This window comes from Thalassotalea sp. G2M2-11 (genome assembly GCF_017168195.1).
Classification (GTDB): domain Bacteria; phylum Pseudomonadota; class Gammaproteobacteria; order Enterobacterales; family Alteromonadaceae; genus Thalassotalea_E.
The window spans coordinates 32,659-49,999 of sequence record NZ_JADNYL010000005.1; the positions used below are offsets into that span (position 1 = coordinate 32,659).

Consider the following 17,341-nt stretch of genomic DNA (forward strand, 5'->3'; position numbering starts at 1 on the left):
AATTCGTGGAGAGAGCATGAAACAAGTGCCAAATTACGATTGTGATACTGTGATTGCCGGTGGTGGGATCGCAGGTTTAGTCTGTGCGTTAGAGCTATTAAAACAGCAACAACAGGTGATTATTGTTGATCGTGATACACCTGAAAGGCTTGGAGGACTAGCTCGTTGGGCATTTGGTGGCATGGCGTTATGTCAAACAAATGAACAACAACGGATGAAAATTGCTGATAATAGCCAAAGGTTATATCAAGATTGGCTGAGCTTTGCGCAATTCTCTGCAAATGATTATTGGCCTAAAGCATGGGCTAAGGAATATGCAGAACATAATTATCAAAAGGTGTATTTGTGGCTAAAGCAGTTAGGCATAAAGTTTTTACCTGCGGTTAATTGGGTCGAACGGGGCTTATATACGCCGGGTAATTCACTTCCTAGGTATCATGTGATTTGGGGAACAGGTTGGCATCTTATTGAAACCATTATTGAGCAGTTAACCCCATTTATTGACAATGGCCAACTCAATATTTTGTATCAACACAAGGCGATTGAACCCGTGTTATCACAGGAGGCTCATAGTTTAAAAGTGCTCAATGAAGTCAATGATGCTGTTATCGACATCATTGCAACAAACATAGTGATCGCTTGTGGTGGTATCAACGGTTCACTTAAAAATGCAAAGAGTAATTGGTTAAGCCAATTTAATAACCCTAATGCTGCAATGCTAAATGGAGCAAATCCTATTTCAGATGGCCAGTTGCATCAGCAGCTAGCTAGCCAAGGTGTTAAATTGACTCATATTGAAAAAATGTGGAATTACGCTGCAGGCATTCCTCATCCGCAAGCAGAATTTGATGATCATGGTTTAAGTTTGATCCCGTGTAAATCTGCTTTGTGGTTGGATCATCAAGGGAAACGGATCGGTCCAGAGCCCTTAGTGACTGGTTTTGATACCCATTTTTTGTGTCAAAAAGTTGCCAAATTAGAGAAACCTTGGACATGGCAAATATTGAATTGGAATATTGCAAAAAAAGAACTGGCAGTGTCAGGCTCTGCGCACAATCCGTCGATTCGAGATAGAAAACTATTACAATTCTTACAAGAATTAGTGTTTGGCAATCAGCGCTTAGTTAATCAATTAATCGATGAAAGTGATCAGGTGCTTTGCGCAGATTCAGTAGAAGCTTTGGCGGCTAAGATGAATCAATTAACGGATAAAGATTATGTTGATTCAGCGCAATTGTCACAAGCTATTCAACAATATGATCAACAGTTTACCAAAGAGTTAGCATTGGAAAATGATGATCAGTTGCGTCGTATTCATCACGCAAGGCAATGGCGGCCCGATAAATTGAGAACCTGTAAGCCAGCTGCTATTTTGGCAAATCCTCAATCCAATAAGTTAATTGCTATTCGTTTACAGCTAATTGCGCGTAAAAGTTTAGGTGGTATACAAACAAACCTTGATAGTCAGGTGCTTGATCAACAAGGAAATGTCATTCCAAGATTGTATTGTATTGGTGAAGCAGCAGGCTTTGGTGGCGGTGGTTCTAATGGTGAAAAATCCTTAGAGGGCACGTTTTTATCCGGTTGTATTTTAACCGCGCGAAATGCCGCTGATGCCATGATTAAAAAAGAAAACAATAAATAAAACTAAAATGGGATATCAATTATGAATAAAACAGCTGCTTGGTTAGTACGCTATGCACTTGAACAACTTAATGTGCGCTTTACTTTTGGCATTCCTGGCGTACATAACACAGAAATTTACGATGAATTAGCTAAATCATCACTGATTGAGCCTATTTTAGTCACCCATGAAGGCTACGGTGCCTTTATGGCAGACGCGGTAAGTCGCAGCAGTGACAGTATAGGTACTTTAGTGATAGTACCAGCTGCTGGCGCGACACACGCAGCGAGTGGTATTGGTGAGGCATACTTAGATGGTATTCCTATGCTAGTAATATGTGGAGGTGTCAGAAATGACTCTCAATTTGATTACCAGCTTCATGATATGGATCAGCATAAAATGCTTGAGCCGATTACTAAGAAAACTTACAAAGTACATAAGCACAGCGAGGTGGTGGGGACTATCTATGATGCCTATCGTGTGGCAAATGAAGGAGAGCCTGGCCCAGTATTTGTTGAAATTCCTGTCAATTTACAGTTGGATAAAGGCAAGGTTGATGATTTACCCTTATACCAATCGACAAAACCTGAGTTAACTAACGAAGCTAAGCGGGCGATTTCTCATGCGGCCAAACTCCTCGCGCAAGCAAATAACCCTGGCATATTTCTTGGTTGGGGGGCGGTGCAAGCTTCAGAAAGCAGCATTTTGATAGCTGAGCAGTTGAACGCGCCTGTCTCAACAACATTACAAGGTTTAAGCGCTTTTCCTGCCGATCATCCTTTACATACTGGCATGGGCTTTGGTCCGGCGGCAGTACCCGCTGCAACCAATGCATTTAAGTCATGTGATTGTTTACTGGCGGTTGGAACGCGTTTTGCGGAGATTGCCACCGGTAGTTTTGGTGTTACTGTGCCTGAAAATTTAGTCCACATTGATATTAATAAACAAGTCTTTAATGCTAATTATCGTGCAAAAGTCACCATCGAAGCTGATGCAACGTTGGCGCTTGAAGCCTTAGCTACAGAGTTATCAAAACAATTGTGCCAAGCTAAAGCCGGTGATGTGATAAAGTCAGCTATTAAGCAGGATAAGCAAACTTACTTGGATGAATGGTTAGCCCATGACAGTGGTGAAAGAGTCAATCCGGCACTTTTTTTTCAGCAATTACGTCAACAGATCGATCAAGATGCATTTGTCATTGCCGATGATGGAAATCACACCTTTTTAACGGCTGAGTTAATGCCATGTTTTCAAGCACGACATTTTTTCAGTCCTACAGACTTTAATTGTATGGGCTATGCAATACCGGCGGTGATTGGTGCTAAATTGGCGAATCCAACCCATCAAGTTATTGGTATCATTGGGGATGGGGCGTTCTTAATGAGTCAAACTGAGCTCTTTACAGCTGCGCAAAGAAAATTAGGCGGTATTTTTGTTATTTTTAACGATGGAGAGCTCGCTCAAATATCACAAGCACAATCAACACCTTATAATAAAAAAACTTGTACTGTTTTACCTAATACTCAATTCAAAGCTATTGTGCAAGCAAGTGGCTGCCAATATTTGTCGTTAGAAAACAATGAGCAAATTGCTGAGAGGATTAACCAAGCACTGGCAATTGCCAAGCAAGATCAGCCAGTGGTGATTGATGTTAATATTGATTACTCGAAAAAAACACGTTTTACCAAAGGTATTATCGCAACAAACCTCTCTCGGATGAAGCTACCGACGAAGGTACGAATGATTTCTCGTGCCTTATGGCGTCGCATATAAATTTTCTTACGGGTAAACTGTTTAATAAAATAAGTGGTTAGACCAGTTGATTTTATCGCAATTCTGCCATAGTATGGCTATATTATAACAGGTCGTACCATTATGGAGTGTAGCTATGCTGACGTACAAAGCGCCGATTGCTGATATTAAATTTTTACTAGAAGACGTGTTAGGTTATTACCAACACTATGAAAAATATCCTGAATTTGAAGAAGCAACCCCAGACTTGGTGGATGCAATTATGCAAGAATGCGCCAAGTTTAGTGAGAATGAATTATTACCGCTTAACCAAAGTGGTGATAAAGAAGGTTGTACCTTTAATGATGGTGAAGTAAAAACACCAAAAGGTTTTAAAGAAGCTTATCAACAATATGTTGAAGGTGGCTGGCCGTCGTTATCTCATGGCTTGGAGTATGGTGGACAAGGTTTACCTTCTTCGTTAGGTATGATCAAATCTGAAATGATGGGTACGGCTAACTGGTCTTGGGCGATGTATCCAGGTTTAAGTCATGGTGCAATGAACACCATTGATGTACACGGTACAGAAGAGCAAAAGCAGTTATATTTAACTAAGCTGACTGAAGGTACTTGGACCGGCACCATGTGTTTAACTGAACCACAATGTGGTACCGATTTAGGACAAGTAAAAACTAAAGCTGTGCCTAATGGTGATGGCACTTATGCGATTTCAGGCACTAAAATATTTATTTCGGCTGGTGAGCACGATATGACAGATAATATCGTTCATATTGTATTGGCTCGCTTACCAGATGCTCCCGCTGGCACAAAAGGGATCTCATTATTTATCGTTCCTAAAATGGACGTGGATAGTGAAGGTAATATCCTTGGGCCAAACAATGTGAACTGTGGCTCTATAGAAGATAAAATGGGCATTAAAGCTTCTGTCACTGCGGTATTAAACTTTGATAATGCGAAAGGGGTTTTAATCGGCCCTGAAAATAAAGGCTTAGAATGTATGTTCACCTTTATGAACACTGCACGTGTAGGTACTGCATTGCAAGGTGTTTGTGCGTCAGAATTGTCGTATCAAAATGCGCTAACTTATGCAAAAGAGCGTTTATCCATGCGTTCACTCTCAGGTGTTAAACAACCTGATAAAGTCGCTGATCCAATCATTGTCCACCCTGATGTCAGAAAAATGTTATTGACGCAAAAAGCCTTTACTGAAGGTGGACGTGCGATGATTTATTATGCATCTAAGCTTGTTGATGTTATTGAAACGTCTAAAGATGAAAAAGAACGTAAACGTGCCGATTATCGTTTAGGTTTTATTACCCCTATTTTAAAAGCGTTTTTAACGGAAGTTGGTTCAGAAAGTGCTAATTTAGGGGTACAAGTTTTTGGTGGTCATGGTTTTATTAAAGAATGGGGGATGGAGCAGATTGTACGTGATACTCGTATCTCGACGCTCTATGAAGGAACTACTGGCATTCAAGCGCTAGATTTACTAGGACGAAAAATTCTATTAAGCCGTGGTAAATCATTAAAAAGCTTTACCATGGAAATTTTAGGTTTCTGTAAAGACAAGAGTATGCTTTCAAGTAACCCTCATAAGCGCCAAATGAATAAGTTTATTTGGCCGCTAAGTAAAGCCGTGGCAAATTGGCAACAATACACGCTTCGTTTGATGCTAAAAGCGAAAAAAGATCGCGATATGGTTGGTTCCGCATCAGTGGATTATCTGATGTATTCCGGTTATATCACCATGGGCTATTTTTGGGCACAAATGGCGCAAGCAGCCTATGAGAAACTTGCTGGTGAAGTAGAAAATCGTGATTTTTACCGCGCTAAAATTAAAACGGCTGAATTTTACTTTGAGCGTATCCTACCAAGAATTAAAGGACATGCCGCCACTATGATGGCTGATCCTAAATCCTTGATGCAGCTAGATGAAGAGTTATTATCATTCTTGTAATTTAGCCGGGTAGTTCGCAAAGAAAAGGCATTCAATTGAATGCCTTTTTTGTTCTGATAATTGATGCTTAATTAAAGGTGTCGAATCAACCGTAAAAATTTAAACTTTAATTTTGTATAAGGCGCAAACCTTACCGGTAAGTCTTTTAAAAATGGGCGTGTTAAAACGGACTTTAAGTGACTAAAATTATCAAAGCCCGCTTTGCCACTATATTGCCCCATGCCACTAGGGCCGACACCACCAAAGGGTAAATCGGGAACGGCATTGAACATGATAACATCATTAATACACTGATTTCCGGCACTGATCTCTTGCTGCCATTGCGTTAATTGCGTTTTATCTTTGGTAAAAATATAAGCTGATAGTGGCTTTTCTCGTTGCTTGATAAAGCTTTTCGCTTGCTCGAAATTTTCGATCGGCAAAATTGGCAAGATAGCGCCAAAAATTTCATCTGTCATTAACGGACTATCAATAGCTGGATTAGTAATGATGGTTGGTTCAATATATTTTGCGTCGATATCAACCGTGCCACCATGGGCGATTTCACCAGTATCTAGATATGATGCAATCCGTGTTGCATGTCGTTCGTTGATGATCCTACCGTAAGATTCGCTTTTACTCGCATCTTCACCAAACATATTTTTCAGTTGCTGTTTTAACGCAGTCACCAGTGCAGGAATAAGCTGCTTGTCAATTAATACATAATCAGGCGCAATACATGTTTGACCCGCATTCATCCATTTACCCCAAGCTAATCGTTGTGCTGTAATGTTGAGATCTGCCGATTGATCTATATACACAGGACTTTTTCCCCCCAACTCAAGTGTCACAGGGGTCAAGTGTTTAGCTGCGGCTGTCATCACAATGCGAGCAACTTGTCCGTTGCCTGTATACATAATATGGTCAAAGGGTTGAGTTAATAATGCGGTAGTTTCTTCAACACCGCCTTCAACAACTGAAATAGCTTGAGGATCTAAATATTGGGGAACTAACTTAGCTAATAGTGCAGATGTCGCTGGCGCTAACTCTGAAGGCTTAATGATGGCACAGTTTCCAGCAGATACGACCGCGACCAATGGTGCTAAAACTAACTGTAATGGATAATTCCATGCGCCAATAATCAGTACTGTACCTAATGGTTCTGGCAGAATATAGGAACGGCCTGGTTGAGCGACGACTGGAGTCGCTACTTTACGCTTCTTCACCCATTTATTTAGGCGCTTAAGTACATGGTCTACATCACCAGATAAATAAGAAACTTCGGTGATCCAAGCTTCAACAGCGGGTTTACCTAGATCTTGATGGAGCGCATCAAGCCAAGCTTGTTCATTTTCTTCAACTAATTTTTTTATTTGCTTAAGTTGCGATTTGCGCCAATTAATATCGTGAGTAATATGACGATTAAAATAATCTTTATGGCATTCTACCTGTTGTTCGAAATTCACAAACTTCCTCTGCGCGTTCAATGGTCGGATGAGATAATTTACCTCAAACAGTATTGATGTACAAAAAAATTTTGTTATTAGCGTGCTTGGGCTGAGTATGATGGATCAGTTATTGTCATAAGGTTCACTAGAGGGGGATACCTAGCCTATTAACAAAGTGGGATTAATAGGCATATTACTTGGTTTAGTATTTGACTTGTAAGATCCAGTAAATGAGACGCTGGACGCTGGCATGAATGGCTTTACTATCTAGCTCGTCTTCAGGTAACAAAATGTTGCGAAATTCCAGCTGCGTGAAAATCGTTAACATGATATCGGCATCGATAGTCGCGGTCTCCTTATTAAAGTACCGGCATAATTTTATGCAAGGCTCTAACAGTGTACTTTGGTGACTGGTTGATAATTCACGTAACTGTGGTGTATTTTGACTTTCTGAGAATAATAATTGCTTTACCGCTAACTCAGTTGCATTGTGTTTAATGTTGTCGACGATGTACTTTGTTGCCATATCGATCAATTTATCAGCAACTTCAGTACGAATGGCACTTTTTCTAAGTTCTGATTTCTTATATGACTCAACTAATTCAAATGCGGGTAACCATGCGGTATTTGCCTTAGAAATTGTCTTAGAAGCATTCAAAGTAAAGGCTTGATTCACTAACTCTTGTATATCTTTAAAGTAATATGTCGTTAACGATAATTGTAATTGAGCATGATCCGCAATAGCTCTGTGAGTGGTTTTTTTTATTCCTTGAGAAGCGAGTACTTCAATCGCTGCTTGTAAAATTTGATTGCGTGTCTGCTCTCCTTTAGAGCGGCGTTTAACGGGACGGTATGTTGATACTACTGACATAATAGAAACCTTGTTAAATATTAACAATAAATTAACGCAATTTTAAATTCTTTACAATAAGCGAAACTGATTGGAAGCGCTTACTTTGTAAGATATTTTGTAATTTTCTGATCGTTTCTTTGCCAGGTATTTGTTAACCAACGATGAAATCGCTTTTTATATTCGGTATCCTTGCTGTAGTCCCCTTGAAGTTGTTTAACATCATCAATTTGTTCAACATCAATAATAATCTCTTGTAACTTGCCTTTAAGCATGTCTTTCATTACGTGACCGGGGTTTTTCGGGTAGATTAATGTGATGTTTAAAATTTTATCAAATTGCTCACCCATCGTTGCTAAGGTAAAGGCGATACCGCCTGCTTTGGGGCTTAATAAATGATTGAATTGACTATTTTGTTGTTGATGTTTTTCTTTGGTGAATCGCGTACCTTCAACAAAATTAATGATAGTCGTAGGCTGATATTTGTATTTTTCACAGCTTCGTTTGGTTGTTTCAAGATCTGTCCCAATAAGGTGGGGGTTTTTCTTTAAAAATGACTTACTGTAACGCTTCATAAATGGCATATCTAATGCCCAACAGCCCATACCAATAAATGGGACTTTTTTTAGTGATTCTTTGAGAAAGTACTTGGGCTCTGGAATGCGAGTACGGCAAAAGTTGGATAAGACAAAAATATCTAACCAACTTTGATGGTTGGCAATTAACAAGTACCAAGAGTTTTTATTCAGGTTTTCATCACCTCTGATGGTCCATTTGATTCGATTAAACAAGCACATGATCAAAAAGTTATTTAACGCCCATAAACGGTAAAAAGCATGCATTGGTTTATATAAAATGCGATGAAAGGCTGACACAGGGACTAAAAATTTTAATAAGCCACCTAAAAAGATCAAGGAACCACAAACAGCCAGGTTTAAACAAAATAAAATAAAGGAAATTGGCATTAAGACAAAACTGGGAAGTACGGACAACATAAAAACAGGTTAACATTATAATTTATTACGATATTTTACGGGTTTTTAGCGCAATTTGGTATTGCTTTATTGGTTACACCTGTACGCTGAGTACTTGATAAATATCGAAATACTTCAAGAAAGTCCAATGCTAGAGTACCGAGGTGTTGCAAGATATAGAGTCAATGTTTGTTCGGTATACTTTTTAAGGGTTTTGTTGGTTTGCGGTAAATTAAGGTGACTTGCCATCCTCGCTTTCAATTGTTTGAAGTTTGGGGCGAAAAACTCTCTATTACCGCGCCATTTGTTGACCTTAATACTTAAATAAAAAAAGCAAGCCAATTGGCTTGCTTTTCTGTCATGCGGTGCATGCCTTAAGTGGAAGATTGAGCAAAATTTGCTGAAATTAATTCATCATTGTCAAAGTCATCAACATTTATCACGGCGAGCCTTTGTTTTTCGGTCACGGTGAGTAACTGTGCTTCTTCTTCAGTGATAATGTCAGCGGCTAAGCCTTTTTCTGCAACTTTATCTAACTGATAAAATGGCAGTTTTTCATCCAATGCTTGGCATATTTTATTAAATATAGGTTCGCACGCGAGAGTATTTGTTAACGCAGTCTCTAGTTGTCCTAAGACATTTTTGCCGTCATCAGTTAAGTATTGACCTTTTCCTAACCGTGCTCTGGCATCACTTGGTGTTTGCAATAATTTAGCTACCTGATGATCGGTTTTATCTGATGGTTTAGTTAACCATGTGCCAAGTGGGAAAATAACCGCGCGTAGGGCAATCGCAATCATTTTATTCGGGAAATTACTGAGTAATTCATCGATGGCTTGTTGCATTCGATACAATGAATCTTCAACGGCCCAAGCAACCAAGGGTAAATCACTACTTTGACGTCCTTCATCATTAAAGCGCTTAAGTGTTGCACTTGCTAAATATAAATAACTTAGCACATCACCTAAACGGGCTGAAATACGTTCTCTACGTTTGAGATCGCCACCAAGAGTTAGCATGGCAATATCTGATAGCATTGCTAGGTTAGCACTAAAGCGCGTTAATAATTGATAATAACGCTTAGTACCATCGTTGTATGGCGCATTAACAAAACGAGAGCCAGTAAATGCCATCCATTTGCTACGGACAATGTTACTGATGGCAAAACCAATATGACCAAATAATGCATGATCAAAGTCTTCTAAAGCTTGCTGGCTGTCATTATTACTTGCTGCTTCAAGCTCAGCTAATACGTAAGGGTGACAACGAATAGCACCTTGACCATAGATGATCATACTACGGGTTAAAATATTTGCCCCTTCAACGGTGATTGCAACGGGGGCTCCTTGATAGCCTCTGGCAAGGTAATTATTCGGGCCCATACAGATCCCTTTACCGCCATGAATATCCATCGCATCAGTAATTGATTGACGCATTTTTTCGGTTAGATGGTATTTTGAGATAGCAGAAACAACCGAAGGTTTTTCACCTAAGTCGATAGCTCCGGTTGATAACGTTGTAACCGCATCCATTAAATATGCATTACCACCAATACGCGCGAGTGCTTCTTCGACCCCCTCCATTTTACCAATAGGTAATTTAAATTGACGGCGAATGCGACTATATGCTCCAGTGGCTAAGGCAACCGACTTGATCCCTCCGGCACTGTTTGATGGTAAGGTGATTGCTCGACCGACTGATAAACATTCTACTAACATGCGCCAGCCTTGACCGGCCATTTTAGGGCCACCAATAATAAAGTCTAACGGCACAAAGACTTCATTTCCCTGTGTTGGACCATTTTGAAAAGGCACATTCAGTGGAAAATGACGACGTCCGGTGATCACACCGTCAATGTCTGTTGGGATCAAGGCACAAGTAATGCCTAAATCTTTAGTATCACCGAGTAAACCATCAGGATCGGTTAATTTAAATGCTAGCCCTAGTACAGTTGCAATAGGCGCTAGTGTGATATAACGCTTATTCCAGGTTAACTTCATTCCTAATACTTCTTCACCATTGAAAGTGCCATGACAGACAACGCCAAAGTCAGGAATAGCACCAGCATCTGAGCCAGCTTCAGGGCTAGTTAATGCAAAGCATGGAATTTCTTCGCCTTTTGCCAGGCGAGGTAGGTAATGGTCTTGTTGTTCTTTGGTGCCATAGTGTTGTAATAGTTCACCAGGGCCTAAAGAGTTTGGTACGCCAACTGTACTTGATAAAACAGTGCTCACCCCCGATAATTTTTGCAATACGCGTGATTGGGCAAATGCACTAAATTCAAGGCCGCCATATTGTTTTTTGATGATCATTGCAAAGAACTTATTGTCTTTGAGATATTGCCAAACTTCCGGTGACATATCAGCACGATCGTGAGTGGTATGCCAGTCATCCACCATGCGGCAAACTTCTTCTACCGGACCATCAAGAAACGCTTTTTCTTCTGCACTTAACCTTGGTTGCGGGTAGTTATGTAATTTTTGCCAATCAGGATCTCCACGGAATAAATCTGCTTCAAACCAGGTTGTTCCTGCATCGAGCGCTTCTTTCTCTGTCGTTGACATTTCCGGCATAATTTTTTGGAAAGCCGTGAGTAATGGGAGACTAATATATTTTTTGCGAACTTCAGATAAGTTAAAGGGCAGGGCGAGAATAGCAAAAATTAACCAACCAAAAAAAGATACAGCATTAAAAAAAGTACCAATTATCATTAAGATAGTAAATGATACGGTAAAGCTTACTAATGATGCCCGTTGATAAGACATAAAGCCTATTAAGGCGATGGCGCAAAGCCACCAAGTTAATATTTCCACAGTTATTCCTTTTTATTTAGAGGTCAGACCACTAGGTTAAGCTTAATGCGATTTTAGAAAATATTCAATCTAGTTTTAGTGTAATTGAAAATTTTCAAATAAACAGGATAGTGCTTTCTCGCGCTTTAAGCACTAACTAAGTTTTGTTGGACTGTTGTTTCTTTCTTTACCGATAACCTAGTTACTGATATAAGTATTAACGATAAATTTTAATTCTTTTATAGGTATACTCAATGATTAAGCTGAGGGATTTAGAATATTTAGATGCCATCGCTAAGTATCGTCACTTTGGCAAAGCCGCTCAAGCATGCTTTGTTAGTCAGCCTACGTTAAGTGGCCAAATCATGAAACTGGAACAGCAACTTGGTTTAACATTGATTGAACGGCAAACGCGCAACGTTATGTTAACGCCTATGGGGGAGCAACTGATTGTACAAGCTAGGAAAGTACTACAAGAGGCGCAAAACTTTGAACTCTCTGCAAAAGCGTTATTAGATCCATTATCTGGTGATTTACATTTAGGGTTGATCCCGACATTAGCGCCTTATTTGTTGCCTCATATTATGAAGGATTTAAATAACGCACTACCTAAAATTGATTTTTATTTATACGAAGATAAGACACAACATCTGTTGGAGCAACTTGCTCAAGGGCAGTTAGATGCGTTAATTTTGCCCTGGCTTGATGGTATGAATAAATTTGAACGCTATGATTTATTTGATGAAGCCTTTGTTATGGCGGCGCCTATAAATCATGAGTTTAGTCAAAAGCAGTCGATGCATCTCAATGATTTAGTGGATCATAAAATTCTAACGCTCGAAGATGGTCATTGTTTGCGCGATCAAGCGATGGGATATTGTTTCAGTGCGGGAGCAAATGAAGATCAAAGTTTTCGGGCAACTAGCTTAGAAACATTACGATATATGGTGTCGAGTAATCGTGGAGTGACATTAATGCCTGAATTGGCTGTTTATGGTCGCGTTAATGATGACATCAGTTATATTGAGTTTTCTTCACCTAAACCTAGTCGAAAAATTTCGCTATTAATACGTAGTGGTTATTCACGTATGGCCTGTATCCGAGAGGTGGTCAGTACAGTAAAGCAATCCGTTGCCAGTTTAGGATTGAATTTGTATTAGTAAGGGATAAAACTTAGATTAAAGTTTTATCCCATGCGTTGAGCTAAGTATTTAAGCCGCTTTGGAGCTTTGTTTTGTGCTCTGTGGTGTTCTGATCAGGTAATCAAATGCCCCTAAGGCGGCGTTTGCACCGCTACCCATGGCAATAATTATTTGTTTATATGGGCTATGGGTAACATCGCCAGCTGCAAACACTCCAGGCATGCTCGTTTGCCCATTCATTTGCGTGATAATTTCACCTTGTGCTGATAACTCAACATCACCTTGAAGAAATTGACTATTTGGCACTAAGCCAATTTGCACAAAGACGCCTGCAAGCGCAATATGATGATCGGTCTTGGTTTTACGACAAGTATAGTTCAGACCCGATACGCGTTTGCCATTGCCGACAATTTCAGTGGTTTGAGCATGCGTTACTATCGTTATATTTGGCATTTTATTCGCTTTATCTTGTAAAACTGCATCAGCTCTTAGTTTTTCATCAAATTCAAGTACAGTAACATGTTCAACAATACCGGCTAAATCAATGGCAGCTTCAATCCCTGAGTTTCCTCCACCAATTACTGCGACGGATTTGCCTTTAAATAACGGTCCATCACAATGTGGGCAATAGGCAACTCCCTTACCACGATAAGTTTGTTCGCCGGGAACGTTAATTTCACGCCAGCTAGCTCCTGTAGCAATTAACACTGAGCGACTTTGCAATTGAGCACCACTCTCTAACTCTATGGTGATCAATTCACCTATCGCTTGAGCTTCGATGATTTTTTTGACGCGTTGGTTATTAATAATATCGATATCATAATCTTTAACATGTTCTTCAAGGCTAGCGACAAGTTTAGGCCCTTCAGTGGCTTTTACTGAAATAAAGTTTTCAATTGCCATGGTGTCTTGTACTTGCCCGCCAAAACGATCTGCCACTAACGCTGTTTTAATGCCTTTTCGCGCACTATAAATGGCTGCTGATGCCCCCGCAGGGCCACCACCTACGACTAGAAAGTCAAACGGTGTTTTCTGTTCGAGTTGCTCTGCTTGGCGTTGTTTAGCATTAACATCAACCTTAGTGAGTATGTCATTTAAAGTTACCCGCCCTTGAGCAAATGGTTTTCCGTTAAGATAAACTGAAGGCACGGCTAAAATATTACGTTGTTCGACTTCATCGTTAAATAGCGCACCATCTATCATGGTATGACTGATGTTTGGGTTGATGGCTGCCATCATATTAAGTGCTTGAACGACCTCAGGGCAGTTTTGACAACTTAATGAAATATAACTTTCAAATTGAAAGTGGCCAGATAAGTTTTTGACTTGTTCAATGGTTTCTGCACTTAACTTTATTGGATGACCTCCACTGTGTAAAAGCGCTAGCACAAGTGAGGTAAATTCATGTCCCATAGGAATACCAGCAAAGTGCATATTACTGTTATTGGCAACAGAATGTACTCGCATAGAAGGAATGCGTATTTGTTCGTCACTCGCCGCTTCACTGGTTGTTAATGTGATCAAGGATGACAATTGTGCAATTTCTTGTGCAAGTTGTTTAAGCTCGGTTGATTTGGCGCTATTATCAATAAAGATAGTAAGCTCAACGGCGGTTTTTAATTGTTGTAAATACTGAGTTAATTGAGTTTTTAAATTTGCATCTAGCATAGTGAACTACCTTTAATATGATGTTATTGATCACATAGGTGATGATGGAGTGCTCAACACCGAGCTGGGTGTTGAGCGAATTAACTTGCCAAAGCGTTAGATTTTGCCAACAAGATCTAATGAAGGGGCAAGTGTTTTTTCACCTGGTTGCCATGCTGCAGGGCAAACTTCACCGTCGTGAGTGGCAACATACTGAGCAGCTTGAATTTTTCGTACTAACTCTGTTGCTGAGCGACCAATACCTAGATCATGTATTTCAGCTACTTTGATTTCGCCTTCAGGGTTTACTACAAAGGTACCGCGTAATGCTAAGCCGTCTTCTTCTATCATGACACCAAAGTTGCGAGTAAGGGTACCGGTTGGATCACCTATCATTGGGTAATTGATTTTACCGATAGTATCTGAACTGTCATGCCATGCTTTATGAGTAAAGTGGGTGTCGGTTGATACTGAGTAAACCTCAACCCCCATTTCTTGTAACTGCGCATAATGCTCTGCAAGATCACCGAGCTCAGTAGGGCATACGAAAGTAAAATCTGCAGGATAAAAGAAAAATACTGCCCATTTGCCAGCAATATCAGCGTCACTAACTTCAATGAAATCGCCATTATGAAATGCGGTGGCTTTAAATGGTAATAGTTTGCTATTGATAATAGATTGAGTCATGGTTTTCTCCGTTTGTGATTTATATGGTTTGGTGAAATTCACCGTTGTTTAACTTGGGGTTATCTTATAAAGCTTCTGTCGATTGGTTAAATTGTTTTTATTTATAAATTTAATAGTTAGTTCCTATTAATGTGTATAAAGTGAATCATTTCATTTATTTAACACTCCACAGTCAGGCGATCCTATGTATAATTAGCGTATGTTGAGTGAATAAAAGACAGTGTGAATGTGTGAATTACTGGCGATGAGTGCCAATGTACCTACAGATATTTGCTTTAGCTTTAGTGGTTTAATGCAACGTGGCGGTAATACAGGGCCACATAAAGATGGTTGGGGCATCACTTTTTATGAAGGGAAGGGCTGTCGAAGTTTCAAAGATCCGCTGCCTAGTGCACATTCTCCTATCGCTACGTTAGTCACTGAATACCCAATAAAAAGTGAAGCGGTGATTTGTCATATTCGTCAAGCTAACTCAGGTGAGATTTGTTTGGAGAACACCCATCCTTTTACGCGACAAATGTGGGGAAAAAACTGGACTTATGCCCATAATGGTCAGTTAAAAGACTTTAGCAACGAGTTGCCGGTTAAGTATCATATCCCGATTGGCACGACAGACAGTGAACACGCTTTTTGTTGGATATTAGATCAATTACATAGCAAGTTTGCTCAGCAACAACCTGCAGATGATGTCTTGTTTAGCTTTGTTGCGCAACTATGCGAGCGCATTCATCAATTAGGGGTGTTTAACTTATTGGTTTCTGATGGTGATTGTGTGTTTGCTTTTTGTTCTACAAAGCTGCATTGGATAACGCGTCGGGCGCCGTTTGGTGAAGCAAGTTTAATTGATGCTGAAATGGTGGTTGATTTTCAACAAGTGACCACTGATAAAGACGTGGTTACTGTGATCGCTACGCAGCCATTAACCGATGATGAGACCTGGCATAAAATGCAGCCGGGGCAATGGCAGTTGTTTCGCTTAGGGGAGTCTATTGCTCAAGGACAAACACAAGCGATCTCACCGGCTCCAAGTTCTGTTTAATTAGTCAGGTATTTTTGCTGATGTTGTTGTTTGCTCATCGCTAATGCTTAGTTTTGATAGTTGCGCTTCGAACTGTTCTACCCCACCTTTGACTTGATATAACTTAACTAAAAGATAGTTAAGTTCAGGGGCAAACCATGCATAAGTGATGCGTTTTTTCTCAACCACTTCGCGTTTTAATTTTACTGCTTTGACTAAACCATAAGGCAACATCACATCTTCTATACCTTCGTACTGATAGACGTAGTTTTTAATTGAGCCAGAAGTGCTTATTACAGGGTAAACAAAGAGCTTTTGCTCAGGGTTAGCAATTAAATTGAGACGATTTTGTAAATGATAACTTAATTTATCTTGAATATTTTCAGGAAAATTAACCGTCATTTTTCGATTTTTTTTCAGATCTTTTGCTAAGTTTTTCTCAATATCGTACTGCCAGTCATAGGCTTTATCGCGTCCAGTGCCTTCACGAGTAAACTGATATTGTAAAGGAGTTACATGATTATCATTGAGTTTGACTCGAGTGCTTTCTTTGCGTACATCAGAAAAAATTAACCACTCGATTTCTGTTTGGTAACTATATTGCACCTGATCATCGTTTAAATACTTTAAGGTTCTAATGCCTGTACCGACAGGCGATGATTTATGCAAAATGTTGTAGTGTGCCGTAAAAGGTTTGATCACTGTGCCGGTTTCTTTTTGCTGTGCTTGCGCTGTGTTATCTAGGGTTAAAAAAGCGACAAAAACGAAACAAAAATGACACAGTGATTTATTCATAGATTTTCCTTTCACACAATTATTTGAAGTTATTCTTCGTTAGCATAGCCATGTTCTGGCAGTATTTTACCGTCTAATACGGCGCTTTCATCTTGCATTGTCAAACGTCCATCACAGAACCATTTTACCACTAAAGGGTAAATACGGTGTTCTTGCTGATGAATTCGACTAGCTAAGATATCAGCATTGTCTTCTGCAAAAATGGGCACCTTAGCTTGTAAAACAACAGGACCACCATCAAGCTCTTCAGTGACAAAGTGCACACTAACACCATGTTCAGTGTCACCGGCATCAATTGCGCGTTGATGAGTATTAAGTCCTTGATACTTTGGCAACAAAGAAGGGTGAATGTTCAATAATTTTCCAGAAAAATGTTGTACAAAGGCAGGGGTTAAAATTCGCATAAAACCGGCAAGTACGACAAGGTCTGGTTGGTAAGCATCTATTTGTTTAATCAATGCTTGATCGTATTGCTCTCTACTATCAAACAGTTTGTGAGAAATTGCGTGATTGGCAATATTAGCATCAGCGGCACGTGTTAAACCATAGGCATCTGCTTTATTTGAAATTACAGCGACAACTTCTCCCGGATAGTCTGGTGTTTTGCAGGCGTCAATAATCGCCTGCAAATTTGAACCGCTACCCGAAATTAAAACGACAATTCGGCGTGGCATAG

At 39.8% G+C, this 17,341-nt stretch carries 13 protein-coding genes; 5 read left to right on the plus strand and 8 right to left on the minus strand.

What is annotated here, in order from left to right:
- The first annotated feature begins 16 nt into the window (after window positions 1–16).
- From IV514_RS16155 to IV514_RS16165, 3 genes are all read left to right on the plus strand, one after another.
- A complete protein-coding gene (locus IV514_RS16155; protein WP_206486354.1) occupies window positions 17–1,645 on the plus strand; it encodes an FAD-dependent oxidoreductase in 1,629 nt (542 codons plus the stop codon).
- Window positions 1,646–1,666: 21 nt separating this feature from the next.
- Window positions 1,667–3,397 (plus strand): thiamine pyrophosphate-binding protein, encoded by a 1,731-nt coding sequence (locus IV514_RS16160; protein ID WP_206486355.1) that lies wholly within the window; start codon window positions 1,667–1,669, stop codon window positions 3,395–3,397.
- 115 nt (window positions 3,398–3,512) lie between these two features.
- Window positions 3,513–5,333, plus strand: coding sequence for an acyl-CoA dehydrogenase C-terminal domain-containing protein (locus IV514_RS16165; RefSeq protein ID WP_206486356.1), 1,821 nt, complete (start codon window positions 3,513–3,515; stop codon window positions 5,331–5,333).
- A 71-nt stretch (window positions 5,334–5,404) separates the two neighbouring features.
- Here IV514_RS16165 and IV514_RS16170 read toward each other — a convergent pair whose 3' ends face one another.
- The 4 genes from IV514_RS16170 to fadE all read right to left on the minus strand — a co-directional run bounded on the left by IV514_RS16170 (window position 5,405) and on the right by fadE (window position 11,397).
- Entirely contained in the window at window positions 5,405–6,778 is a 1,374-nt protein-coding gene (locus IV514_RS16170; RefSeq protein ID WP_206486357.1) for an aldehyde dehydrogenase family protein, read from the minus strand.
- 184 nt (window positions 6,779–6,962) lie between these two features.
- Entirely contained in the window at window positions 6,963–7,631 is a 669-nt protein-coding gene (locus IV514_RS16175) for a TetR family transcriptional regulator (RefSeq protein WP_206486358.1), read from the minus strand.
- A gap of 80 nt (window positions 7,632–7,711) precedes the next feature.
- Window positions 7,712–8,605, minus strand: a complete 894-nt coding sequence (locus IV514_RS16180; protein ID WP_206486359.1) for an acyltransferase — start codon at window positions 8,603–8,605, stop codon at window positions 7,712–7,714.
- Between the two features lie 353 nt (window positions 8,606–8,958).
- Complete coding sequence (gene fadE, locus IV514_RS16185) at window positions 8,959–11,397, minus strand: acyl-CoA dehydrogenase FadE (protein WP_206486360.1); 2,439 nt, start codon at window positions 11,395–11,397, stop codon at window positions 8,959–8,961.
- Between the two features lie 233 nt (window positions 11,398–11,630).
- Here fadE and oxyR point away from each other — a divergent pair, with 233 nt between their 5' ends.
- Window positions 11,631–12,536, plus strand: a complete 906-nt coding sequence (oxyR, locus tag IV514_RS16190) for a DNA-binding transcriptional regulator OxyR (protein WP_206486361.1) — start codon at window positions 11,631–11,633, stop codon at window positions 12,534–12,536.
- Between the two features lie 51 nt (window positions 12,537–12,587).
- On the opposite strand, the gene ahpF is transcribed toward oxyR, so the two are convergent.
- Complete coding sequence (ahpF, locus tag IV514_RS16195; RefSeq protein ID WP_206486362.1) at window positions 12,588–14,186, minus strand: alkyl hydroperoxide reductase subunit F; 1,599 nt, start codon at window positions 14,184–14,186, stop codon at window positions 12,588–12,590.
- A 96-nt stretch (window positions 14,187–14,282) separates the two neighbouring features.
- Window positions 14,283–14,852, minus strand: a complete 570-nt coding sequence (gene ahpC, locus IV514_RS16200; protein WP_206486363.1) for an alkyl hydroperoxide reductase subunit C — start codon at window positions 14,850–14,852, stop codon at window positions 14,283–14,285.
- 226 nt (window positions 14,853–15,078) lie between these two features.
- Between ahpC and IV514_RS16205 the strand changes: the two genes are divergently transcribed.
- Window positions 15,079–15,891: a class II glutamine amidotransferase gene (locus IV514_RS16205; RefSeq protein ID WP_206486364.1), complete on the plus strand. Its 813-nt coding sequence runs from the start codon at window positions 15,079–15,081 to the stop codon at window positions 15,889–15,891.
- On the opposite strand, the gene IV514_RS16210 is transcribed toward IV514_RS16205, so the two are convergent.
- Both IV514_RS16210 and purN read right to left on the minus strand, forming a co-directional pair.
- Entirely contained in the window at window positions 15,892–16,665 is a 774-nt protein-coding gene (locus IV514_RS16210) for a DUF3108 domain-containing protein (protein WP_206486365.1), read from the minus strand. It lies immediately after the preceding gene.
- A 29-nt stretch (window positions 16,666–16,694) separates the two neighbouring features.
- A complete protein-coding gene (gene purN, locus IV514_RS16215) occupies window positions 16,695–17,339 on the minus strand; it encodes a phosphoribosylglycinamide formyltransferase (RefSeq protein WP_206486366.1) in 645 nt (214 codons plus the stop codon).
- Window positions 17,340–17,341 lie beyond the last annotated feature (2 nt).